Source organism: Burkholderia sp. MSMB1588 (assembly GCF_001546925.1).
In the GTDB taxonomy this organism is placed as follows: domain Bacteria; phylum Pseudomonadota; class Gammaproteobacteria; order Burkholderiales; family Burkholderiaceae; genus Burkholderia; species Burkholderia humptydooensis.
Map to the genome: position 1 here is coordinate 2,352,846 of NZ_CM003770.1, position 22,558 is coordinate 2,375,403.

The 22,558-nt window shown below is 67.9% G+C and carries 22 protein-coding genes; 14 read left to right on the forward strand and 8 right to left on the reverse strand.

Annotated elements, in window-relative coordinates; translation table 11 throughout:
• Positions 1-24 precede the first annotated feature (24 nt).
• Together WS92_RS09655 and tssI are read right to left on the reverse strand one after the other, a co-directional pair.
• Entirely contained in the window at positions 25-465 is a 441-nt protein-coding gene (locus WS92_RS09655; RefSeq protein WP_015602546.1) for a DUF1795 domain-containing protein, read from the reverse strand.
• A gap of 84 nt (positions 466-549) precedes the next feature.
• The gene (gene tssI / locus WS92_RS09660; protein WP_059929988.1) at positions 550-2,535 is read right to left on the reverse strand and encodes a type VI secretion system Vgr family protein; all 1,986 of its coding nucleotides are present in this window, start codon (positions 2,533-2,535) and stop codon (positions 550-552) included.
• Positions 2,536-2,873: 338 nt separating this feature from the next.
• On the opposite strand from tssI, the gene WS92_RS09665 reads away from it, so the two are divergent.
• From WS92_RS09665 to WS92_RS09700, 8 genes are all read left to right on the forward strand, one after another.
• Positions 2,874-4,049, forward strand: a complete 1,176-nt coding sequence (locus WS92_RS09665; RefSeq protein ID WP_059929990.1) for a hypothetical protein — start codon at positions 2,874-2,876, stop codon at positions 4,047-4,049.
• 180 nt (positions 4,050-4,229) lie between these two features.
• Complete coding sequence (locus WS92_RS09670) at positions 4,230-5,129, forward strand: sap1 transcriptional regulator SapR (protein WP_015604110.1); 900 nt, start codon at positions 4,230-4,232, stop codon at positions 5,127-5,129.
• A gap of 20 nt (positions 5,130-5,149) precedes the next feature.
• Positions 5,150-5,719, forward strand: coding sequence for a D-alanyl-D-alanine dipeptidase (gene ddpX, locus WS92_RS09675; RefSeq protein WP_082743559.1), 570 nt, complete (start codon positions 5,150-5,152; stop codon positions 5,717-5,719).
• Between the two features lie 91 nt (positions 5,720-5,810).
• A complete protein-coding gene (locus tag WS92_RS09680; RefSeq protein WP_059929991.1) occupies positions 5,811-7,412 on the forward strand; it encodes an ABC transporter substrate-binding protein in 1,602 nt (533 codons plus the stop codon).
• 20 nt (positions 7,413-7,432) lie between these two features.
• On the forward strand, positions 7,433-8,503 hold the full coding sequence (locus WS92_RS09685; RefSeq protein ID WP_009914885.1) for an ABC transporter permease: 1,071 nt from the start codon (positions 7,433-7,435) through the stop codon (positions 8,501-8,503).
• Positions 8,504-8,545: 42 nt separating this feature from the next.
• Positions 8,546-9,487: a nickel transporter permease gene (nikC, locus tag WS92_RS09690; protein WP_059930303.1), complete on the forward strand. Its 942-nt coding sequence runs from the start codon at positions 8,546-8,548 to the stop codon at positions 9,485-9,487.
• Complete coding sequence (locus tag WS92_RS09695) at positions 9,477-10,370, forward strand: ABC transporter ATP-binding protein (protein WP_059929993.1); 894 nt, start codon at positions 9,477-9,479, stop codon at positions 10,368-10,370. The genes nikC and WS92_RS09695 overlap by 11 nt, the downstream gene beginning before the upstream one ends.
• A complete protein-coding gene (locus tag WS92_RS09700) occupies positions 10,367-11,134 on the forward strand; it encodes an ABC transporter ATP-binding protein (RefSeq protein ID WP_171845203.1) in 768 nt (255 codons plus the stop codon). The genes WS92_RS09695 and WS92_RS09700 overlap by 4 nt, the downstream gene beginning before the upstream one ends.
• A 44-nt stretch (positions 11,135-11,178) precedes the next feature.
• On the opposite strand, the gene WS92_RS09705 is transcribed toward WS92_RS09700, so the two are convergent.
• From WS92_RS09705 to WS92_RS09715, 3 genes are all read right to left on the reverse strand, one after another.
• Entirely contained in the window at positions 11,179-12,051 is an 873-nt protein-coding gene (locus WS92_RS09705; protein ID WP_059929995.1) for a LysR substrate-binding domain-containing protein, read from the reverse strand.
• Between the two features lie 534 nt (positions 12,052-12,585).
• Complete coding sequence (blaPEN-bpc, locus tag WS92_RS09710) at positions 12,586-13,470, reverse strand: PEN family class A beta-lactamase, Bpc-type (RefSeq protein ID WP_015603058.1); 885 nt, start codon at positions 13,468-13,470, stop codon at positions 12,586-12,588.
• A gap of 169 nt (positions 13,471-13,639) precedes the next feature.
• Positions 13,640-14,554: a peptidoglycan DD-metalloendopeptidase family protein gene (locus WS92_RS09715; RefSeq protein ID WP_059930307.1), complete on the reverse strand. Its 915-nt coding sequence runs from the start codon at positions 14,552-14,554 to the stop codon at positions 13,640-13,642.
• A 162-nt stretch (positions 14,555-14,716) separates the two neighbouring features.
• Here WS92_RS09715 and WS92_RS35695 point away from each other — a divergent pair, with 162 nt between their 5' ends.
• Both WS92_RS35695 and WS92_RS09725 read left to right on the forward strand, forming a co-directional pair.
• Complete coding sequence (locus WS92_RS35695; RefSeq protein ID WP_043282763.1) at positions 14,717-14,941, forward strand: hypothetical protein; 225 nt, start codon at positions 14,717-14,719, stop codon at positions 14,939-14,941.
• A gap of 124 nt (positions 14,942-15,065) precedes the next feature.
• A complete protein-coding gene (locus tag WS92_RS09725) occupies positions 15,066-15,977 on the forward strand; it encodes a LysR substrate-binding domain-containing protein (RefSeq protein ID WP_006027383.1) in 912 nt (303 codons plus the stop codon).
• Between the two features lie 116 nt (positions 15,978-16,093).
• On the opposite strand, the gene WS92_RS09730 is transcribed toward WS92_RS09725, so the two are convergent.
• Complete coding sequence (locus WS92_RS09730) at positions 16,094-17,248, reverse strand: porin (RefSeq protein ID WP_015604066.1); 1,155 nt, start codon at positions 17,246-17,248, stop codon at positions 16,094-16,096.
• Between the two features lie 18 nt (positions 17,249-17,266).
• On the opposite strand from WS92_RS09730, the gene WS92_RS36500 reads away from it, so the two are divergent.
• From WS92_RS36500 to WS92_RS09740, 3 genes are all read left to right on the forward strand, one after another.
• Positions 17,267-17,500, forward strand: a complete 234-nt coding sequence (locus tag WS92_RS36500; RefSeq protein WP_082743563.1) for a hypothetical protein — start codon at positions 17,267-17,269, stop codon at positions 17,498-17,500.
• A 171-nt stretch (positions 17,501-17,671) separates the two neighbouring features.
• Positions 17,672-18,829: an OpgC domain-containing protein gene (locus WS92_RS09735; RefSeq protein WP_009914871.1), complete on the forward strand. Its 1,158-nt coding sequence runs from the start codon at positions 17,672-17,674 to the stop codon at positions 18,827-18,829.
• 64 nt (positions 18,830-18,893) lie between these two features.
• Positions 18,894-19,739, forward strand: a complete 846-nt coding sequence (locus WS92_RS09740) for an alpha/beta hydrolase (RefSeq protein ID WP_006027386.1) — start codon at positions 18,894-18,896, stop codon at positions 19,737-19,739.
• Here WS92_RS09740 and WS92_RS09745 read toward each other — a convergent pair.
• Both WS92_RS09745 and WS92_RS09750 read right to left on the reverse strand, forming a co-directional pair.
• Positions 19,732-20,697: a delta(1)-pyrroline-2-carboxylate reductase family protein gene (locus WS92_RS09745; protein ID WP_059929997.1), complete on the reverse strand. Its 966-nt coding sequence runs from the start codon at positions 20,695-20,697 to the stop codon at positions 19,732-19,734. The two genes, WS92_RS09740 and WS92_RS09745, sit on opposite strands and share 8 nt — an antisense overlap.
• Before the next feature lie 235 nt (positions 20,698-20,932).
• Positions 20,933-21,331, reverse strand: coding sequence for a carboxymuconolactone decarboxylase family protein (locus tag WS92_RS09750; RefSeq protein ID WP_059929999.1), 399 nt, complete (start codon positions 21,329-21,331; stop codon positions 20,933-20,935).
• A 310-nt stretch (positions 21,332-21,641) separates the two neighbouring features.
• On the opposite strand from WS92_RS09750, the gene WS92_RS09755 reads away from it, so the two are divergent.
• Complete coding sequence (locus WS92_RS09755; RefSeq protein WP_015603544.1) at positions 21,642-22,532, forward strand: alpha/beta fold hydrolase; 891 nt, start codon at positions 21,642-21,644, stop codon at positions 22,530-22,532.
• Positions 22,533-22,558: the final 26 nt, after the last annotated feature.

Consider the following 22,558-nt stretch of genomic DNA (forward strand, 5'->3'; position numbering starts at 1 on the left):
GAAAAACGGCGTCGACCGGCTGCATCACGAAGCCGGAAGTTGCGCGCTCCGATGGAATTTGAAGCTCGCCAACGCCGCGCCGATCTCCTCGCGGACGTGGTTCGGCAATTGGCCGGGGCTCGTGTAGGTCAGCGCCAGAACCAGTGGCGCATCGAGGACGATCACCGCCAACTGGTGAATGAGCAGGTCATCCTTGCTCCAGGTGAAGTCGAGAAACTGGCAGGGCCGCCCATCCAGCACGCCCGGCTCGTCGCGTTGCATTTGCAGCCCGCTCAGTTCCTTCCGATATTTCGCGCGTTGCACATTGACGTAATCGACGAATTCGACGCCGTAAGGCAGTTCGTCGCGCGTCAACACGAGGTTGCTGCCCGTCACTTCCGCCATCGCCGGCAGCAATGCATTGACGCTTCGGTCCAGCCACTGACCGGGCAATTCCAGATGTCCTTCGTTTACCGAATAACGCATGTCATGCCTCGATGTCGCGCGTGCCGACGCACGCAGAAAGAAAGGAAGTCGAGATAATCCGCCGTCCGCCGCCCGGCCGGACGCTCAGCTCTTCGAATTCAGTCCGATATGCGTGGGGCCGCTGATCTCGATCGTGCCGTCCGCCTTCATGTGGATCACGCTCGAGCCCACTTCGATGATGATTTCCGTCGCCGCCTTGAGGTGAATCTTTCCCTGACTGGACTGAATCTCGATATCGCCGACAGTGCCGGCAGCGCCCGGCTGAGGCCCGGTGGTCGTGATCGACGCGTTGCCGCCGATCACCTGGGCATGCGTGCCGGCGACGTTCTGCTTGTGGATGCCCTTGATGGTCTGCGTATGGTTTCCGCCGATCGTCTGCGTTCGCGCCCCCGTAATCGTGTGCGTCTGCGCGCCGCCGATCGTGACGATCTCGTCGGCGCCGATCGTCTTGGTTCTCGTCGCGCCGACGCTGTGCGATTCGTTGTGCTCGACCTCGATGCGCTGATTCTTTTCCGCGTGCAGCCAGATTTCTTCCTCGCCCTGCTTGTCGTCGAAGCGAATCGCATTGGCGTTGTCGGACGTTCCCTTGTGCGAGCGCGTCAGGAACCCGCTTTGCGTCGCCCCCGCCGGCAACGCCCATGGAGGCATGTTCTGCGCGTTGTAGACGCTCGATATGATCAGCGGGCGATCGGGATTGCCATCGAGAAACGCGACGACCACCTCATTGCCGATGCGCGGAATCTGCACCGAGCCGAACCCGCCGCCCGCCCACGGCTGACTGACCCGGACCCAGCAGGAACTGCCCTGATTTCGCTGCCCGATACGGTCCCAGTGAAACTGGATCTTCACTCGCCCCAGCGCATCGGTATGGATTTGCTCGCCCTTCGGCCCCACGACGATCGCGGTCTGCGGCCCCGGGATGATGGGGCGCTCATGCGCGAGCGCCGGCCGAAACGGAATCTTCTTGCGGATGCACTGGAAGCTTGCGTGGTATGCCCCAGATCCTTCGTTGGACTGATAGTTGTTGACGCCATGATGACGGACGTTCGTCAACAGGAACTGGCGGTCCTGCTTCGATCCGTTGTCGTGATCGTAATGCGAGTTCAATTCAAAATAGCGGCCCGACGCAAGCGTCCTGCCGGTGCTCGTACCCGAAAAAGTCTTGCCGCTTGCCGCAAGCGATTCCAGTCTGAATCGCGCCAGTTCCTCGCCTCGATCGGTCGAATCGAAGCCATGCAGGCCGACGTAGTCATAGATCTCGTACCGCTCGACCTCGCCCTGATTGACATTCGACTCGCCCGATACGTAGCGGCGGGCGGCGGGCACCTTATAGTCGTAGGCCTTCATGCTGACGGCGCTGGACATCAGTTGCCGCTGCGCCGCCCATTGCGTGACGACGGCTTCGTCCTCGAGAATCTCGCCGCTCGCATAACGCAGCGACGGCAGCCCGGCGATAGGCTTTGCGCGGGTCGAATCGTCGTCGATGATCAGCTTGTGTCCGTCCTCCGCGTGCTCGAAATAGAAAAAGAGCCCTTCCAGTTCCATCAGGCGCAGCACGAAGTTCAGATCGGTCTCCCGGTACTGCGTGCAATAGCTGTACGGCTTCAGCGTGCGGCCGGCGCGGAATTCGTAGGATGCGAGCGCCGAATATTGCGAAAACACTTCGTCGAGAATGTCGCGTGCGCTTTTGTCCTGGAATATCCGCGAATCGACCCGCCGCGACAGCATCCATAGCCACGGCTGCACCGTCGCGCTGTAGGTGGCGAGCCCGCCGTCGTTGCCCGTATGCGAGAACTGCGTGACGTAACCGTGAAAATGCCGCGCCGAACCGCCGACGATTCCGCTGGAGGGCTGAAGGGACACCGTGACGGCCTGCCCGATCATCTGCTTCAGCTCGATCATCGGATCGCGCGACGCGAGACCGAGTCTCATGTCGAACAGCACCGACAATCCCTCGCTGCACTGGAAATCGCTGAGGACCAGCTCGGATCGCCCGGAAAGCGGTGTTTTGATCGTCAGCAGGCGGCTGTTCTGCAGATTCATAAAACCTGCGATGTCGGACATTTTCATTATTTGCCCCCGGAATAGCTGATTAACGATCGGCGTATTTAAAGACGGCAAAATCATAGCGCACGACAACGCTGCCGAACCAGCATTTAAATAGCGCCGTTTCACACGGCCGCCACGATCGATCAGGCCGGTAAGTTTGACGGAACCCAGCCTCCCGAAAATCGCCGAGGCAGTAAATAGTTCATATCCCGGCATTTCAAAAAACCCCGGTTCGGCGTGCGCGACGCCCCTACTGGCTTTGTCATGCGCGGCGGATTATATTGACGCCGCGCGATGTCCGTAATCGCCGGGATGTGCGACAACGCGGAACGACTCCTCCACTCGAATACGCGAAGACCATGTCGAAGTCACCCGCTTTTTGGGAACCGTATTGCCATCGCCCGGAGGCGGAATTCCATTTGTCGAATTTCGCCGCGAAAGTCCTGGGGCGCAATGCAGGCGTTGTGTTCTTCGACGGCATGAATGCGGCCCGCCTCAAGCAGGCGATTCCCGATGCGCGTGGCGACACGCTGGATCTCGTCGTGGCCGTCGTCAGGTCCGCGGTCCTGCCGCCGGCCCCGTCCGAAACGGTCGACGCCCTGACGCTCGATCAACTCTCGCGTGAATGGAAGCAACGCATCGCCGCAAGCGCGCCGTCGGCCGAACCGTCTTTGCTGCGGCAAAGCATGGCGCGAGCGCAAGGCTTCGTCGAGGGACACAAGACCGCATTCGACGCCGCCGCCGGCGGCGACACATTCGGCCTGCTTGCGGGCGCCGTGTCGATTGCAGCGATCATCGGCGGCGGCATCGCGCTTGCCCCGGTGCTCAGCGCGGCGGCGGGCGCGGCATCCCTGCTCCTGCTCGCCGAAGACGGCTCGATGCTGTGCCATGAACTCAAGGGCGACGAAGTACGCCCAAAAAGGCTCGAAACATCTTGGCATGACAGAATGATCGAAACAGTCGGCCCGCTACTCGTGCTGCCCGATCTGGCGGTGAGCGGCCCGCGAACGCTTGCGTCATTGCCGAAGGCCGCGCGGGAAGCCGGCGAAACTGCCGAAGGGGCGGCTCAAGGGGCGGCTCAAGCGACGAAGCGGCTCGCGACGCAACGCAATGCACTCGACGCATTCAAACGCGCCTCTCTCGATCATCCGGACCGCGCAGCGCCGCAAGCGAGGATTCACCAGTTGCGGACCGACGCAAGCAGCCTCGCGACCCGCGTGCGCCACGCGCATCAAAAGGTGATGGCCGCCCGTCGAGCGCTGTTGCTGCTGCGCACCATCGAAGCGCCCGCATCCCTCGCATCGCTCTACGGCGCCAGCCTCCACGGAATAGAGCCGCCGGCGCCCGTTTCTCGAGGCGGGGGCTGGCTGCGGCATCAGATGGGCGAGCACTCGCCCGGGCATCCCGATCACCCAGCGTATCTGCTGATTCCCGAGCGCCCGGTCGTCGAGGGTTCGAGCGGCGCGCCCGCGCCGGCCATGCAGTTTCACGTTGCTGTGGGCCATCATCCGGAAGGCGCGATGCGTGACGCATGACGACCTCGCGCCCGCGTCGTTCCTGAGCATGCCCGCCTGAACAGTCCCCGGCGCGCCAGCAACCCAAGCCACTATCAACAATCCGTATCGATAGATTTTTTGATGTGGCGCACATTATTTTGTCTTTGTTAGATGGATGTCACTTTCATCGATATCGACAGCCAGCTAACACGCGCGCCCATGCCGCCCGCCTTCGTCCAGACCGTCGAAACCCGCTTTGCCGAGCTGACGCCCACGGCGAAGCGCATCGCGAGCTACATGCTCGCGAACCTCGAGCGGCTCGGCCTCGAAACCGCGGATCAGATCGCGCGTCAGACCGGCACGAGCGGCATTTCGGTCGGGCGCTTCCTGCGCAGCGTCGGCTATCGCAATCTCGACGACCTGAAGCGCGAGCTGCGCGGCGCAACCGAGCGCTCGTGGATGATCACCGACCGCCTCGACGAATACCGCCGCGTGACGGGCGCGGGCGCGCCGGCGCGCGTCGAAGCCGCGCCAAGCGGCACACCCGGCACGCCCAGCCCGCTCGACGACGCGCTCGCGCGCGAACTCGATGCGATCCGCCACGTGTACCAGCTCGCGCGCACGCCGGCGTTCGCGCAAATCGCGGATCGCGTCGCGCAAGCCGACGCGGTGTTCATCCTCGGCATCCAGTCGACGCGCGGAATCAGCAACGCGTTCCACAGCTATCTCGAATACCTGCGTCCGCGCGTGTTCTACTCCGATGGCATGTCCGGCTCATACGTCGATTCGCTGAATGCCGAATCCGCCGACCCGTATTGCATCGTCACCGATACGCGCGCGTACTCGCGGATCGCGCGGCGCTACTGCGAGGCGGCCGTCGCGCGCGGCGTGCGTTTCGCGCTCGTCACCGACGTCTACTGCCCGTGGGCGCGCGAGCTGCCGTGCGACCTGCTGCAAGTGAAGACCGACGTCGGCCAGTTCTGGGATTCGCTCGCGCCGCTCACGTGCCTGTTCAACCTGTTGATCAGCGCGGTCGTCGACCGGCTCGGCGATGCGATCGACGCCCGCGTCGCGCGCAACCGCGAGCTGCAGCGCGAGCTCGATCAATTCGAATCCTGAAGCCGCCGGAGACGCCGCCCTTGAAGACTTCCGCCCATCGCCTCGTCGAGATCATGCCGCACACGCATGGCGTCGACGTCGATCTCGTCTACGCGACCGATCGCAATCTGACCGGCAAGCCGATCTACCGGCGCGCGCATTGCCTGCTCATCGAGCCGGCCGAAGCCGCGCTGCGCCGCGCGGTTGCGGTCGCCGCGCAGATCGGCCTGCGGCTGCGGATCTACGACGCGTACCGGCCGCCGCGGGCGCAGCAAGTGCTGTGGGACTTCCTGCCCGATCCGGACTTCGTCGCCGATCTCGGCCGCGGCTCGAACCACAGCCGCGGCGCCGCGCTCGACCTGACGCTCGTCGACACGAACGGCGACGCGCTCGACATGGGCACGGACTTCGACGAGATGGTGGCCGCGTCGAATCATTGCCACGACGGCCTGCCCGAGCCCGTGCAGCGCAACCGGCTGCTGCTGCTCGGCGTGATGCACGCGGCCGGCTTCACTCACATCGCGAGCGAGTGGTGGCATTACGAGTTGCCCGGCTCGCGCGCGCTGCCGCTGATCGACGACGAAGCGAGCGGACCGTGGCGGCTGATGTGATCCCCGCCCGCAACGCTCGCACTACCCGCGACACGCCCGTCGCGAGCCCAACCGATTGCCCCACTCCGAACCCCTGCCTCATGGAGCGCATATGAAACTCTCGATGCCCAAGCTCGCCGCGGCGCTCGCCGCGCTTTGCACGTTCGCGGCCGTCCCGGCCCTCGATGCGCGCGCGGCGCCGCCGAAAGACATGTTCGTGATGGCCACGCTGCTCGACGAGTTCATCTCGCTCGATCCTGGCGAAATCTATGAGCTGGTGCCCGAGGAATACGTCGCGAACACCTACGACCGGCTCGTGCGAGTCGATCTCGCCGATCCGTCGAAGTTCAACGGCGACGTGGCGCAATCGTGGACGGTGAGCCCCGACGGCCTCACGTTCACGTTCAGGCTGCGCGCGGGCCTCACGTTCCATTCGGGCAACCCGCTCACGGCCAACGACGTCGCGTGGTCGATCCAGCGCGCGGCGCTGCTCGACAAGGGGCCGGCCGCGGTGCTCGCGGGCATCGGCCTCACGAAGGCGAACGCGCTCGCGAACGTGAAGAAGATCGACGACCTGACCGTCTCGGTCACGACCGACCGCAAGTACGCACCGACCTTCGTGCTGAACGTGCTCGGCTCATGGCCGGCGTCGATCGTCGACAGGAGGCTGCTGCTGTCGCACCAGCAGGGCAACGATTTCGGCAACGGCTGGCTGAAGACGCACGAGGCGGGCTCGGGCGCGTACCAGCTCGTCAAGTGGACGGCGGGCGACAGCATCGTGCTGCAGCGCTACGACCGCTACCGGCTGCCGCTCGCGATGAAGCGGATCGTGCTGCGGCACGTGCCGGAGGCGGCGAGCCAGCGGCTGCTGCTCGAAAGCGGCGACGTCGACGCGGCGCGCGACCTGAGCCCCGACGATCTCGCGGCCGTCGCGAAGAGCGGCAAGGCGAAGGTGACGCCGTCGCCGCAGGCGACGCTGCTGTACCTCGGCCTGAACACGAAGAACCCGACGCTCGCAAAGCCGGACGTGCAGGAAGCGCTGAAATGGCTCGTCGACTACAGCGGCATTCAGAGCCACGTCGTGAAGACCACGTACAAAGTCCATCAGACGTTCATGCCGGAAGGCTTCCTCGGCACGCTGAACGCGAATCCGTACAGGCTCGACGTCGCGAAGGCGAAGGCGCTGCTCGCGAAGGCCGGCGTGCCGAACGGCTTCACGGTGACGATGGACGTGCGCAACGACTATCCGTACACCGAGATCGCGCAGGCGGTGCAGGCGAACTTCGCGCAGGCGGGCGTCAAGGTGCAACTGATTCCGGGCGACAACAAGCAGACGCTCGCGAAGTACCGCGCGCGCCAGCACGACATCTACATCGGCGAATGGTCGGCCGATTACATCGATCCGCACAGCAATGCGCAGGGCTTCGCCTGGAACCCGGACAATTCGGATCAGTCCAGCTACAAGATGCTCGCGTGGCGCAACGCGTGGAACATCCCGCAACTGACCGCGCAAACCGACGCGGCGCTCGCGGAGCCGTCCGCCGCGAAGCGCGCGCAGTTGTATCAGGCGATGCAGAAGGACGTGCTCGCGAAATCGCCGTTCGCGATCCTGTTCGAGAAGGTCGCGCAGGTCGCGACGCGGCCCGGCGTGAGCGGCCTCGAAGTCGGCCCGATCAACGATCTCGTGTCGTATCGCAATCTGAAGAAGCAGTGACGCCGTACCGGAACCACGACATGTCGACACCCGCCACTCCTCTCGAAGCGCTCCGCACGCTGCCCGCGCGGCGGCCCGGCGTGCGCTGGGCGCTGCGCGTGCTGCGCTGGGCGCTCACGCTCGCCGTGACGTTCGCCGGGCTCCTCGCGCTCACGTTCGTGATCGGCCGCGAGGTTCCGATCGACCCGGTGCTCGCCGTGCTCGGCGACCGCGCGTCGCCGCAGGCCTACGCGGCCGAGCGCATCGCGCTCGGGCTCGACAAGCCGCTTGCGACGCAGTTCATGATCTACGCGCGCGACGTGCTGCACGGCGACCTCGGCATGTCGCTGCTGACGTCGAACCCGGTGCTCGACGACATCAAGCGCGTGTTCCCCGCGACGCTCGAGCTCGCGACGCTCGCGACGCTGATCGGCATCGCGCTCGGCGTGCCGCTCGGCGTCGCGGCGGCGGTGAAGCACAACCGGCCGATCGATCACGTCGCGCGGTTCGTCGGCCTGATCGGCAACTCGGTGCCGGTGTTCTGGCTGGGGCTGATGGGCCTCCTGCTGTTCTACGCGCGGCTGCATTGGGTTGCGGGACCGGGGCGGCTCGATCCGGTCTACGACGGGATGGTCGACACGCGCACGGGCAGCCTCCTGATCGACGCGGCGCTCGCCGGCGAGTGGGACGTGCTGCGCAACGCGCTGTCGCACATCGCGCTGCCCGCCGCGATCCTCGGCTACTACTCGGTTGCGTACCTGAGCCGGATGACCCGCTCGTTCATGCTCGATCAACTGAACCAGGAATACATCGTCACCGCGCGCGCGAAGGGGCTCGCCGAGCGCCGCGTGATCTGGCGGCACGCGTTCGGCAACATCGCGGTGCCGCTGCTGACCGTGATCGCGCTCACGTACAGCAACCTGCTCGAAGGCTCGGTGCTCACCGAGATCGTGTTCGCGTGGCCCGGCATCGGCTCGTATCTGACGGGCGCGCTGCTGAACGCCGACATGAACGCGGTGCTCGGCTGCACGCTCGTGATCGGCGTCATGTTCATCACGATCAATCTGCTGACCGACGCGCTCTACCGCGTGTTCGATCCGCGCGCCCGCTGATCCGGCGCGCGCCGCGCCCGTCCGTCCGAATTCATCATGCACATGAACGCTCCATCCGATCGCTCTGCTCCGACTCCCGCCGCGGCGACGCTGCGCGCGTGGCTCCTGTCCGACGCGCCCGCGTCGCGCCGGCAGGCGACGCTCGGCCTCGCGTACCGCCGCTGGCGCCGTTTCGCCGGCAATCCGCTGAACCTCTTCGGGCTCGCGATCCTCGCCATGCTCGTCACGGTCGCGCTCATCGCGCCGCTCGTCATGCCGCACGATCCGCTGCGCCAGGTGCTCTCCGACCGGCTGCTGCCGCCCGGCTCGCCGTCGCACTGGCTCGGCACCGACCAGCTCGGCCGCGACATTCTCTCGCGCCTCGTCGCAGGCTCGCGGCTCACGCTCGGCATCGCGATCCTCGTCGTCGCGATCGTCGTGCCGATCGGGCTCGCGATCGGCACGACGGCCGGCTACTGCGGCGGCCTCGTCGACAGCGCGCTGATGCGGATCACCGACGTCGCGCTCGCGTTCCCGAAGATCGTGCTCGCGCTCGCGTTCGCGGCGGCGCTCGGGCCGGGCGTCGTCAACGCGGTCGTCGCGATCTCGATCACTGCGTGGCCCGCGTACGCGCGGCTCGCGCGCGCGGAGACGCTGCGCATCGCGAACGCGGACTTCATCCACGCGGCGCGGCTGCAAGGCGCGTCCGATCTGCGGATCGTGCTGCGCCATGTCGTGCCGCTCTGCCTGTCGTCGGTGATCGTGCGCGCGACGCTCGACATGGCGGGCATCATCCTGACCGTCGCGGGCCTGGGCTTTCTCGGGCTCGGCGCGCAGCCGCCGAGCCCCGAATGGGGCTTCATGGTCGCGTCCGGCCGCAACGTGCTGCTCGACGCGTGGTGGGTCGCGACGCTGCCGGGCGCGGCGATCCTCGTCGTCAGCATCGCGCTCAACCTGCTCGGCGACGGTCTGCGCGACGTCTTCGATCCGCGTCATGGAGCCTGACGTGTCCGCTTGCCCCGCTTCCCCGAACACGCCGCCGCTCTGCGAGATCGACGGGCTGCAGATCGGGTTTCGCACGCACGACGGCACGCTCGTCGAGGCCGTGCGCGATCTGTCGCTCACGCTCGCGCCGGGCGAGCGGCTCGGCATCGTCGGCGAATCCGGCTCCGGCAAGTCGCTGACGGGCCGCGCGCTGCTCGGCCTGCTGCCCGCCGCCGCGCAGTGGCGCGCCAGGACGCTGCGCTTCGAAGGCCGCGACCTGCTCGCGCTCGGCGCGCGCGAGCGGCGCAAGCTGTGCGGCGGCGCGATGGGGATGATCCTGCAGGACCCGAAATATTCGCTGAACCCGGTGATGACGGTCGGCAAGCAGATGGCCGAGGCGTTCCGGCTGCGCGAGCCCCGCCTGCGCGGCCGCGCGCTGCGCGCGCGGATCGTCGATGCGCTCGCGTCGGTCGAGATCCGCGATCCGGCGCGCGTCGCCGACGCGTATCCGCACGAGCTGTCGGGCGGGATGGGCCAGCGCGTGATGATCGCGATGATGGTGTCGACGGGCCCGCGCCTGCTCGTCGCCGACGAGCCGACCTCGGCGCTCGACGTCGCGGTGTCGATGCAGGTGCTCGCGGTGCTCGACAACATGATCGCGCGCCATCGCACGGGCCTCGTGTTCATCAGCCACGACCTGCCGCTCGTGACGTCGTTCTGCGATCGCGTCGCGGTGATGTACGCGGGGCGCATCGTCGAGACGTGCGCGGCGCGCGACCTCGACCGCGCGACGCATCCGTACACCCGCGGCCTGCTCGCCGCGACGCCGCCGCTCGCGAATCCGCCCGACGAGCTGCCGGTGCTCGAGCGCGATCCGGCATGGTTGACGGAGGCGGCACGATGAGCGGCGCACCGATGATCGACATCCACGACGTATCGATCCGCTTTCCGACCCGCACCGGCCACGTCGACGCGGTGCGCGGCGCGAGTCTCGCCGTCGCCGCGGGCGAGGCGTTCGGGCTCGTCGGCGAATCCGGCTCCGGCAAGTCGACGCTGCTGCGCGCGCTGACGGGCCTCGTGCCGCTCGCGGGCGGCACGCTGTCGATCGGCGCGCGGCCGGTCGGCGGCAAGCTCGGCCGCGCGTTCCGGCGCGACGTGCAGATGGTGTTTCAGGACCCCTATGCGTCGCTGCACCCGCGCTTCACAGTCGACGAGACGCTGCGCGAGCCGCTCGCGATCCACCGGATACCGGACGCTGACGAGCGAATCGCGCGCGCGCTCGCCGAAGTCGGCCTCGGCCCCGCATTCCGCTTTCGCTATCCGCATCAACTGTCGGGCGGCCAGCGGCAGCGCGTCGCGATCGCGCGCGCGCTGATCGTCGAGCCGCGCGTGCTGCTGCTCGACGAGCCGACGTCGGCGCTCGACGTGTCGGTGCAGGCGGAGATCCTGAATCTGCTGAAACGGCTGCATCGCGAGCGCGGGCTGACAATGATGCTCGTGAGCCACAACCTCGCCGTCGTCGGGTTCCTGTGCAGCCGCGTCGCGGTGATGCGCGACGGCGCGCTCGTCGAGCAGCTCGGGATCGACGACGTGCGCGCGGCGCACGTCGGCACCGAGTACACGCGCACGCTGCTGCGCGCGACGCAAGGCTATCGGCGCGCCGGCTGACCGATCGCGGCGCGCCCCGTCGCCGCGTCGGACGCGCCGCCCGGTCAGTCGCGATTCGCGTCGAGCCACGCGCTGAAGCGCTGGATCTTCTGCTGTCGCGCGACGCCATCCGGATACACGAAGTAATAACGCGCGCCCGTCTTCTGCACGATGTCGAGCGGCGTCGCGAGCCGCCGCGCGGCGAGATCCTCTTCGCTGAGCGTGAGATCGCCCAGCGCGACGCCGAAGCCCTGCGTCGCGGCGCTCGTCGCGAGATCGAGCGAGTCGAAGCTCGGCCCGCGATCCGGATCGACGTCGGCCACGCCCGCGTATTCGAGCCACCGGCGCCAGTCGCGATGATCGCGTGTCGGATGCAGCAGCGTATGGCGCGCGAGGTCGCCGGCGTGCGCAAGCGGCCTGTCCTTCAGCCAATCCGGCGAGCATACGGGCGTGAGCCGCTCGTCGAACAGCGGCACGGCCGTCACGTCCGGGCCGGGCGACGTCCCGTAGACGATCGCCGCATCGAACGGCTCGCTCTGGAAGTCGACGTCGTGCCGCCAGGTGGTCGTCATCTGCACGTGCAGGTCCGGATGCTCGCGCTGGAAGCGCATGATGCGCGGCAGCACCCAGCGCATCACGCAGGTCGGCACCTTCAGCGCGAGATCGGTGCGCTGCCGCGTGAGCTTCAGCGAAATGTCCTCGATCCGCGCGAAGCTCTCGACGACGACGGGCAGCAGTTGCTCGCCCTCCGCCGTCAGCGTGAGGCCGCGCGCGTGGCGCATGAAGAGCGGAAAGCCGTAATGCGCTTCGAGCGACTGGATCTGGCGGCTGATCGCCCCTTGCGTCACGCATAGCGCGTCGGCGGCTCGCGTGAAGCTGCGATGGCGCGCGACCGTCGCGAAGATCTGCAGGGCGTTCAAGGGCGGGAGGCGGCGCATGGCGGTCGACGACGAAACTCGGGAGACTCGGAGACGCGCAGGCAATTCGGCACGCGATGCCTGCGGGCGAGCCGTCACGATAAGCGAAATGCGGGCGTTGCGCGAGCACCGGCGTCGGACGTCGCGTCGCCACGCCCTCGCCGCACGCGCAGCGAGGCCGGGCCGGCATGGGTCGAATGCATCGAGCAGGCATTGAAACAGGCGTTGCCGCGGGCTTGCGCACGCGATTCGGGCGTTGCCGAACCCGGTTTGGGCGCACCTTCATCGCGCCGCTATCGCAGACGATCGCAGACGATCGCAGGCATCAGCGCCGCGAATCGCGTCACGTGCGACAAACAGGCCGCACTGTCCGCTGGCCACGTCACGCGTTGCGTGTTGTCGGAGCCGATGTCGACGGCGATGTCGCGCCGGATAACCGGCGCGCGGCAGACCACCGCTCGCGGCGCGACGATACGGGCATCCGCTCGCGGCGCACACGAACACGACCGGACTCCTACCGGACGCTCGAATGGCGACGCGCGCGGCCGCGCGCCGTCAGGCGAATGCCCGCGCGGCGATCCGCGCCGCCGCCGCGATCACGTCGTCGCGCACCGGCGCGTTCTGACTGCGCATCGTCGTGTAGACGACGAACACGATCGGCGCGCGATCCGGCGGATACGCGACGCCGATGTCGTTCCCCGTCCCGTAATCGCCCGTGCCCGTCTTGTCGGCGACGCGCCAGCCGGCCGGCACGCCCGCGCGGAGCCGCGCGTCGCCCGTCTTGTTGCCGAGCATCCACGCGTTGAGCTGCGCGCGCTGCGCGGCCCCGAGCGCATCGCCCGCGAGCAGCCGGCGCACGCTCGCGGCCATCGCGGCGGGCGTCGTCGTATCGCGCTCGTCGCCGGGAATCGCCGTGTTCAGCTCGGTCTCGCGGCGATCGAGGCGGAACGTCGCGTCGCCGATCGAGCGCGCATACGCGGTGACGGCCTGCGTGCCGCCGAGCAGATCGATCAGCAGGTTCGCCGCGGTGTTGTCGCTGTACTGGAGCGTCGCCGCGCACAGCTCGGCGACCGTCATGCCGGCGCCCACGTGCCGCTCGGTGATCGGCGAATAGCGGACGAGGTCGCGCTTCGCGTACGGAATCCGTCGCTGCAGCAGCGCGGCGTCGTCGGCGCTGCGCGCGAGCACCGCGGCCGAGAGCATCATCTTGAACGTGCTGCAGAACGGAAAGCGCTCATCGGCGCGATGCGCGATGCGCGCGCCTGTCGCGGTATCGAGCGCGACGAAGCCGAGGCGGCCGTCGAACGTCGATTCGAGTTCGCGCAATTGCCGCTCGGCGGCGACGTTTTTCGAGTTGCCGCGCAGCGGCGCACATGCGCCGGCGAGCGGTGCGGAAACGGCTGCAACGAGCAGCGAGCGGCGTAACGGAGAATGATTCATCAGGTGGATAGCGAGGAGATTGAACGGGCGTGAATCGCGCCGCGATGCCCGTGCACCGACATCGCGACCCGCAAGCGTATCAGCTCTCGTCACACGAATGCGTGCGGATTTGTGAGCGCCCCCGCGCACGATGTCGTGCGACGCACGTCGGCCCGGCGCACGCGTTGCGCTATCCCTGCTGCCGGCCCGCCAGGTACTGCATCGGATTGACGGGCTTGCCGTCGCGCCGCACCTCGAACAGCATCCCGGCGCGCATGCTGTCGCCGGAGCCCATCTCGGCGATCTGTTCGCCCTGCTGAACGACGTCGCCCGTCTTCACGAGCACCTTGCGGTTATGCGCGTAAGCAGTCAGAAAATCCGCGTTGTGCTGGACGATGATCAGCGTGCCGTAGCCGTTCAGGCCCGTGCCCGCATACATCACGCGGCCGGACGCCGCCGCGCGCACCGGGTCGCCCGCGTGCCCGACGATCCGGATGCCGCGATTGCGGCCGGGCTGGAATGTTTCGACGACAGCGCCCTTCGCCGGCCAGGCCAGCGCGATCGACTGCGCATGCCGCTTCGTTTCCTGGACGACGCGATGGTCCGCCGCGCGCTCCGCGGCGCTTTCGGGTGCCGATGCGGGCTGCGATGCGTCGGCCGATGACGCCGCCGCGCCGGCAACGGGCGCGACGCGCGCGCCGCTTGCCGACTGAGAGGCGGCCGCGCGCTCCGCGCCCGGTGGCGCGATCCGCAGCACCTGCCCGACGCCGATCCGGGTCCGCCGGCCCATCCGATTCCAGCTCTGCAGATCGCGCACGGCGCAGCCGTTCGCATCCGCGATGGCCGACAGCGTATCGCCGGGCTTCACGACGTAGCGCGTCGCGACGGGCGCCGGCGCGGCCGCCTGCTCCTGATGCTGCGCCGCGTCGCCCGGCGGCGGCGCGGCCGCGGGCTGCGCGGCGCTTGCCGACGACGCGGCGGCGGCCGCGCCGGCGAGCGTATCGGTCGGCGTGACGGGCGACGTGGTCGCACAGCCCGCGACGACGAGCGCGGCGGCCACGCCGGATAGCCACGCAACACTGCGGTCGATCTCGCTCTTGCTCATGCTCATGCTCGAGACAACTCCGGTCATTGAATTTTTCGAGCATCTCAAAATTCGTCAGGTGCGCGTGTAACCGGATGCAAGAATGATGACAAAATCGCAGCGGGAATTGCGGCAGCAGAAATTGAGTGGATCAAATCTTATGGCGAACGAAATAATTCGCCGATGCGACGCAACGCGCGCGGCCTCGACGCGCGACAAACCGGCGTGCAGCGGATGTGCGCGCGCTCGGAGGGCCGCATGCGTCACGGGTCCGGCGTGGTCAGCGTCGAATATGCGAAAGCGATGCCGCAACAGAGAAAGAAGATATGCAACGCGACCTTGAACGCCAGCAGCCAAGACGAGTTGCTTCGCATGCGCGACTCCATGTCGACGAACGAGCGGACATGATGCGCGGCAATTCGTCGCACGAAAATGCGGAACCCGCGAAGCGGGCCTCAGGCACTGCCTGACCGCGACGGCCCGCAATCCTGTTACCTTATCGGCCATTACAACGACAACGCAAGTCAGCCCCATGCGATTCGATCTGACCGATCTGCGACTCTTCCTGCACGTCTGCGAAGCCGGCAGCATCACGGGAGGCGCCGAGCGCGCGCACATGACGCTGCAATCCGCGAGCGAGCGGATCCGCGGCATGGAAGAAGAGCTTGGCGTGCCGCTCCTGCAGCGCGCAAAGCGCGGCACGCGCGCGACCGAAGCCGGCCACGCGCTCGAGCATCACGCGCGCGTCGTGCTGCAGCAGATCGACCACATGCGCGGCGAATTGCAGCAGTTCGGCGCAGGGTTGCGCGGCCATATTCGCCTGCTCAGCAACACCGCCGCGCTCAGCGAATACCTGCCCGACGCGCTCGCCGAATATCTGCCGCGCCATCCGAAGCTGTCGGTGAGCGTCGAGGAACGGTCGAGCCAGGAGATCGTTCATGCGATTCGCGGCAAGACCGCGGATTTCGGGATCGTCGCCGATTCGGTCGGCCTCGACGGGCTCGAGCAGATGCCGTTTCGCGAGGACTGGCTGATCGCCGTCGCGGCGCTCGACCACCCGCTCGCCGCGCGCGAGCGGGTGGCGTTCGCGGAACTCGTCGATGCCGGCTTCATCGGCATGACGGACGGCAGCGCACTGCAGGTCCATCTCGCCGAGCAGGCGAAGGCGCTCGGCAAGCGAATCGACTACCGCGTCCAGTTGAAGAGCTTCGACGCGATCTGCCGGCTGATCGAGCGCGGCGTCGGGATCGGCATCGTGTCGCGCCACGCGGCGCTGCGCGCGCAGCAGACGATGCAGATCCGGCTGATCGAGCTGACGGACCCGTGGGCGCACCGCCGGCTGACGATCTGCGCGCGCAGCTTCGACGAGTTGCCGAAGTACACGCGCGACTTCATCGCGTTTCTCGCGCCCGATCCGGGCAAAGGCGAGTCGTTCGCGGCCTGATTGCGGCCGCTCGGCGGCAGGCGTTCGTCGGTCGCCGTTCGCTTGCGGCTCGGAAATACGGCGCGAACCGCGAGGCGGCGCGTTCTCACGCGCGCAGTTCGGTGCCGCCGGATGAATCAGAACTTGTGGCGGATCGCCGCGCGGACCGCGAACTGGTTCGCCGACGCCGAAGGGCCATCCGTCCCGACGACGTAGCCGCCGTCCGCGATCGTGCCCGTCTTGTCGCCCGCGACCTTCTGGTATGCGCCCTGCAGATAGACGTCGGTGCGCTTCGACAGGTTGTAGTCCGCCATCAGCCCGACCGTGTGGTACTTCGGCTTCACGGTGCCCGCGGCCGCGTCGAACTTGCCGTCCGTGTACACGTACTGCGCGCCGATGTAGAGCGCCGGCGTCAACTGGTACTTGCCGTTGATTTCGAAGTTCTGGAACTTCGTCGCGGTCAGGCCGAGGCCCGCGAACGTCGCCGTCGGCAGATAGACCGTCGAGACCGGGTTCTTCACGTCGGTCTTCGTATAGACGAAGCCGACCGTCGCCGGGCCGAACGTGTAGTTGACGCCGCCGCCGAAGATGCGCAGGCGGTCGGCCGTGAAGTTCGCGTCGTTGTCGGCGATCGCGCCGCCCGCGGTCTTGCCCGGGTTGTTCGCCTGCAGATACGCGGCCGCGAGTTGCAGGCCGCCCAGCGTGTACGCGGCGCCGATGCTGTATTGACGGTTGTTCGAGAAGCCCGTCGCATTGCTGAAGCTGTACGTGCCGCCGACTTGCAGGCCGTTCCAGTCCGGGCTCGCGTACTTGATCGTGTTGTTCACACGGAACGAGTTATCCGTGTTGTCGTTGTCGAACGGGTGCGAGAACAGCGTGCCGCCCCAGTTGCCGTTCGCGGTCAGCGGCGCGAGGTAGTCGACGACCGAATCGTACTGACGGCCGAGCGTGAGCGAACCGTATTGCGCATGCGACAGGCCGACGAACGCCTGGCGGCCGAACATCCGGCCGCCCTGGCCGAGCCGGCCGTTGTTCACGTCGAAGCCGTTTTCCAGCGTGAAGATGGCCTTCAGGCCGCCGCCCAGGTCTTCCGAGCCGCGCAGGCCCCAGCGGCTGCCTTGCGCAAAGCCGCTCGCGAGCTGGTAGTTGCTCTTGCCGACGCCGTTGACGTTCACGTTGCTCGTGTAGTTGAAGCCCTCGTCGATCACGCCGTACAGCGTGACGCTGCTTTGGGCGAAAACCGGCGCGGCGAAGGCGAGCAATGCGGCAGCGGAAATGACGTGCTTTTTCATTATCGATGTCTCCAGACCTTGATTCGGCGGCCTCGCGAATGCCAGGCCGCCACGATGCGTTCGGCGTTTCTGCGCCCCGTCCTGGGGCATTTTCAGCGCATCCCGTCGCCACGGCCCATATCGCGGGATTACTGCGGTGAGGGAAATACTGTCATGCAAAAAATGCAGCGTCCATGTTGGTGCATCACTTTTTTTACATTCCGTTGCGTATTGCCAACTGATGCGTCGGGGTTTTGTCAGAATCGTTTGTAACTTCGCGTAAACCCGTAACCCTCGCCATCGATGGCACAATGCGCGACCATCGTCGTTTGAATCCAATCATGTAGCGATGCCGCACTTCGTCATGCGCCGTTTGTCCGTCCCCGTTTTTGCCGCCCAGGCCCCGCACCGCGTCCGCCGCGCGTCGCGCACACGCGACGCCGCATGAACGCCGCGCCAGCCCAACGCTACGCCGAGCTCGACTTCTTCCGCGGTCTCGTGCTGCTCGTCATCGTCGTCGATCACATCGGCGGCAGCATGCTGTCGCGCGTCACGCTGCACGCGTACGCGCTGTGCGACGCGGCCGAGGTGTTCGTCTTCCTCGGCGGCTTCGCGACCGCGATCGCGTACAACTCGCTCGCCGCGCGCCACACCGAGGCCGCCGCGCGCCAGCGCTTCATCAAACGCGCGTTTGAAATCTATCGCGCGTTCCTGTTCACGGCCGGCCTGATGCTTTTCATCACGGCGGTGCTGAACGCGTTCGCGATCGACGCGCCGAACATGCCGACCAACGATCTCGACGGGCTGATGCACGCGCCGCTCGCCGCGCTGCGCGACATCCTGCTGCTCAGGCGCCAGCCGTATCTCGCGTCGGTGCTGCCGATGTACGCGTTCTTCGCGCTGCTCGTGCCGCTCGCGCTGCCCGTCGCGCGCGGCCGCTGGTGGTGGCTGCTCGTCGCCGCGAGCGCCGCGACGTGGCTCGCCGCGCGCAAGATCGCCGGCTATCTGCCGACCGTCGACGGCGTGCCGTGGGACTTCAATCCGTTCGCGTGGCAGTTCCTGTTCGTGCTCGGCATCATCGCGCGCTGCCAGCCGATCTACCTGGTGCTCGCGAAACGGCCGGTCGGCTGGTTCGCGACCGCGGCCGCGCTCGTCGTCGTCGCGGCGGGCGCGTACTACCGGCTGCGCGTCGAGCCGTTCCCGACCGATCCGTCGATCAAGCAGAATCTCGGCGCGCTGCGGCTCGCGAACTTCATCGCGATCGCCTGGCTCGCCGCGAAGCTCGTCCATCTCGGCTGGATGCACCGGATCGCGCGGGCGATGCCGTGGATCGGCACGATCGGCCGTCAGGGCCTGCTGTGCTTCGTCGCCGGCACGGGCATTTCGCTGCTCGTCGATTCGCTGCTGTACACGGCGACGGACGGCTATCTGGATGTGCGGCTCGGCCTCGTCGCCGACGCGGCCGCGGTCGGCCTGCTGTATGTCGTCGCGAAGCTGTACGCGCCGCTCGTCGCGCGGGCGTCCGGCTTCGTCCGGCAATCGCGGCGGCGGCGGCCGCTGCGGCTGCCATTGCGACTGCCGCTGCGCCGCCCGAGACGCTGAAAGTCCGCATACGGCCGTCATTCGCCGCTGCTAGCATATCCGCGTCCATACCCATTACGCCGTCATGCGCCGATTCGTCCCGCCTCTCGTCGCGCTGCTCGCCGCCGCGCTCACCGTCGCCGCGCACGCGGCCCCCGCCAGCAGCATCGTCACCCGCACGTTCCGCTCGCCCGCGCTGCATCGCGACTGGTCGTACTCCGTCTATCTGCCGGCCGGCTACAACCCGGAGGGCGCGCGCTATCCCGTGCTGTATCTGCTGCACGGCAACGCCGGCAACGCGAACGACTGGATCACGCAGGGCCGCCTGCAGCTCACCGCCGACGCGCTGATCGAGCGCCGCGACATTCCGCCCGTCGTGATCGTGATGCCGCAAGGCGGCACCGACTGGTACGTCGATCGCAAGGAAAAGATGCAGAGCGCGTTTCTCGACGACCTGATTCCCGACGTCGAAGCGCATTACGCGGTGTCGAACCAGCGCGCGGGACGGGCGATCGGCGGCGTGTCGATGGGGGGCTACGGCGCGCTGCGCTTCGCGTTCCTCGAGCCGGAGCGCTTCTGCGGCGCGATGCTGCTGAGCCCCGCGATCTATGCGAACGAGCCGCCATCGAGCTCCGCCGCGCGCTACGTCGGCGTGTTCGGCGACCGGCAGTTCGATCCGAAGGTCTGGCACGAGCTCAATTATCCGGCGCTGTGGCGCAGCTACTTCGCGCAGCCGCTGCGGCTGCGGATGTTCATCGCCGCGGGCGACGACGACCTGTCGATCCAGGCCGAATCGAGCGCGCTCTACACGAGCCTGCGGCGCGCGCAGAATCCCGCCGCGCTGCGGATCGTCGACGGCGCGCATACATGGGACGTGTGGCGCCGCCTGATCGGCCCCGCGCTCAAGTACACGCTCGAATGCGTCAAGTGAATGCGCGTGCGACGCGGCACGCGGCGAGATCCCACGCCGCGCAGCCGACGCTCTTGAAGAACACGGGGGCGCCTGGCGCCGGCCCGGTCGATGTCGATGTCGATGCCGAAGCGGGCACGGTCGCCGCCGCGCGCGCTTCGTCCTGCGCGCGCAGCGCGTCGGCGAGCGAGCGCACGCGCGCCCAGTCGACGCCCGCGACGATCAGGTCGCCCGCCTCGTGGCGCGCGCCCGCCGGATCGTCGACGTAGAGCGCGCTGCCCGCGATCGTCCGTGCGCCGACCTCGGCCGCGTCGGGCGTGAACGCGCCGACGCCGACGACGAGCCGCCCCGCCCGCGCCGCCTCGTCGTACACGGGCGTCGCGCTCGTCGTCGACGTGATGACTGCGTCGAGCGTGTCGGGCAGCGCGTCGCCGCTAAGCGGCTCGAGCGTCGGCAGCACCGTTCGCAGACGCTCGCAGAACGCCGCCGCCCGTGCAGCCGCGCGCGCCTTTACGCGCACGCGCACGCCGGGAAACAGCGCGGCGAGCGCGTCGACGTGGTGCGCCGCCTGCGTGCCGGCGCCGATCAGCAGCACGTCGCGCGGCGCGGTGGCGAGGAACGTGCGGATCGCGAGCAGCGTGACCGCGGCCGTCCGGCGGCCGGTGACGGTCGGCCCGTCGAGCGCGAAGAGCGGCGCGCCCGTCGTCGGATCGACGACGCTCACCTGCCCCTGGATCGTCGGCAGATCGCCGCCGCGGTTGCGCGGGCATACGGTCACGAGCTTGTGGATCGCGAGATCGGGCGCCGACGCGGGCATCGACAGCATGACCCCGCCTTCGTTGAGCGGCACGACGAGCCGCGCCGGGCTCGCGATGCGGCCCGCGGCCGCATCGAGCGCCGCCGCGCGCAACGCGTCGACCAGCCCGGCGAAAGGCGTGACGCGCGCCGTCTGCGCTGCGTCGAAAACCGCTGTCGTCATCGTGGGTGTCCTCTTGTCCAAGGTGGGAATCCAAGGCGTGTCGGCCCCAGGGTCGGGCCGCGCGGCGGATGCCCTGCGATGCCTTGCCGCCGCGCTTCGGCTGCACATTCGCGTTGCCGGCGGCGCCGGGCGTCGCGACATCAGTATCACCGATGGACGCCGGTTCGCAAGCGTTCAGCCGCCCGCGCAAGCGCGGCCGGCCGACGCCGCGAGACCGTGCGACGCCGCGGCGCCGTCACGCGCCGTCGTCAGGCACATCGAGCCCCAGCGCGTCGATCACTTCGCGCGCGTGGCGAAACGCCTCGACGGCCGCCGGCGCGCCCGCATACAGCGCGCTGTGCAGCAGCACCTCGCGAATCTCGACGAGGGTCGCGCCATTGTTCAGCGCGCCACGCACATGCCCCTTGAGCTCGTGGCCGCGGCCGAGCGCCGCGAGCATCGCGCAGGTGCAGAGGCTGCGCGTCTTCAGGTCGATGCCGCCGCGCTGCCACGTGCTGCCCCACGCGTGCTCGTTCAGCCAGTCCTGCAACGGCCGCGAAAAGCCGTCCAGATTACTCATCGCGCGATCGACGAACGCGTCGCCCATCACCTGTGTCCGGCGCGCCTTGCCTTGCTCGCGGTCTCGTTCGCTCATGCCGCTCTCCTGTCCTGAAATTGAAAAGAGGATCGTAGTGGATTCCGGGCCGGCTCGGATGCTGCACGGCGTCGATCCTCGTGCCGACGCCGCGCGCTCGAGGTTTTCCCCCAATTGCCGCGGGCATCGCCGTGCACGTCGGCGGGAGCGCCGTCGCGCGTGCGGCCCGCAATTTCCGGATCGTCAATGAATCACATCACGAATATCCAATAGGCAAACCGGCAACCGCCCACTAGACTTTTCCGACGCCGCGCGCACTGTGCGCACGCCGGTCACACGATATCGACGTCAAAAATCAGGAGATCCGATCATGGATGATGCGCGCCGCGTGAGTTCGTTCAGTCACGAAGGATTGACTTTCGACGTCGTCGATACGGGCCCGGCCGACGGCGAGATCATCGTGCTGCTGCACGGCTGGCCGCAGACGGCGAAGTGCTGGACGCGCGTCGCGGCCCTGCTGAACGCCGACGGCTATCGAACCATCGCGCCGAACCAGCGCGGCTACTCGCCGCTCGCCCGCCCGCGCCGCGTCGCCGCGTACCGGATGCCGCATCTCGTCGGCGACGTCGTCGCGCTGATCGAGCGGCTCGGCGGCGACCCGGTCCACGTCGTCGGGCACGACTGGGGCGCGGCCGTCGCGTGGGCGCTCGCGGGCCGGCATCCCGCCGCGGTGCGCACGCTGACGACGGTGTCGGTGCCGCACTCGGGCGCGTTCATGCGCTCGATGCTCAGCAGCGACCAGTTGTTCCGCTCGTATTACATGGGCCTCTTCCAGTTGCCGAAGCTGCCGGAGCTGTTCGTCACGCGCTGTCGCGGGCTGTTCGAGAAAATGCTGACGGGCACGGGCATGACGCGCGACGAGGTGGAAGCCGTCTATGCCGACATCGTCGACACGGGCGCGCTGACGACGTCGCTCAACTGGTATCGCGCAATCGCGCTGACGCCGCCCGGCTATCTGACCCGCAAGGTGCCCGTGCCCGTTCTGCACGTCTGGGGCGCGCGGGATGCGGCGCTGTCGCGGCGGGGCGCCGAGCTCGCGCGCGATTTCGTGAGCGGGCCGTACCGGCTCGAAGTGCTGCCGCACGCGACGCACTGGGTCCCCGAGCACGACGCCGAGCGGCTCGCCGCGCTCGTGCGCGAATCGGTCGCGGTGAAGCCGGGCACAGCGCCGGCGCCCCTTGCCGCCGCGGCGGCGAACTGAGCGGCGCGTGGCCGGCGCGTCGGCCC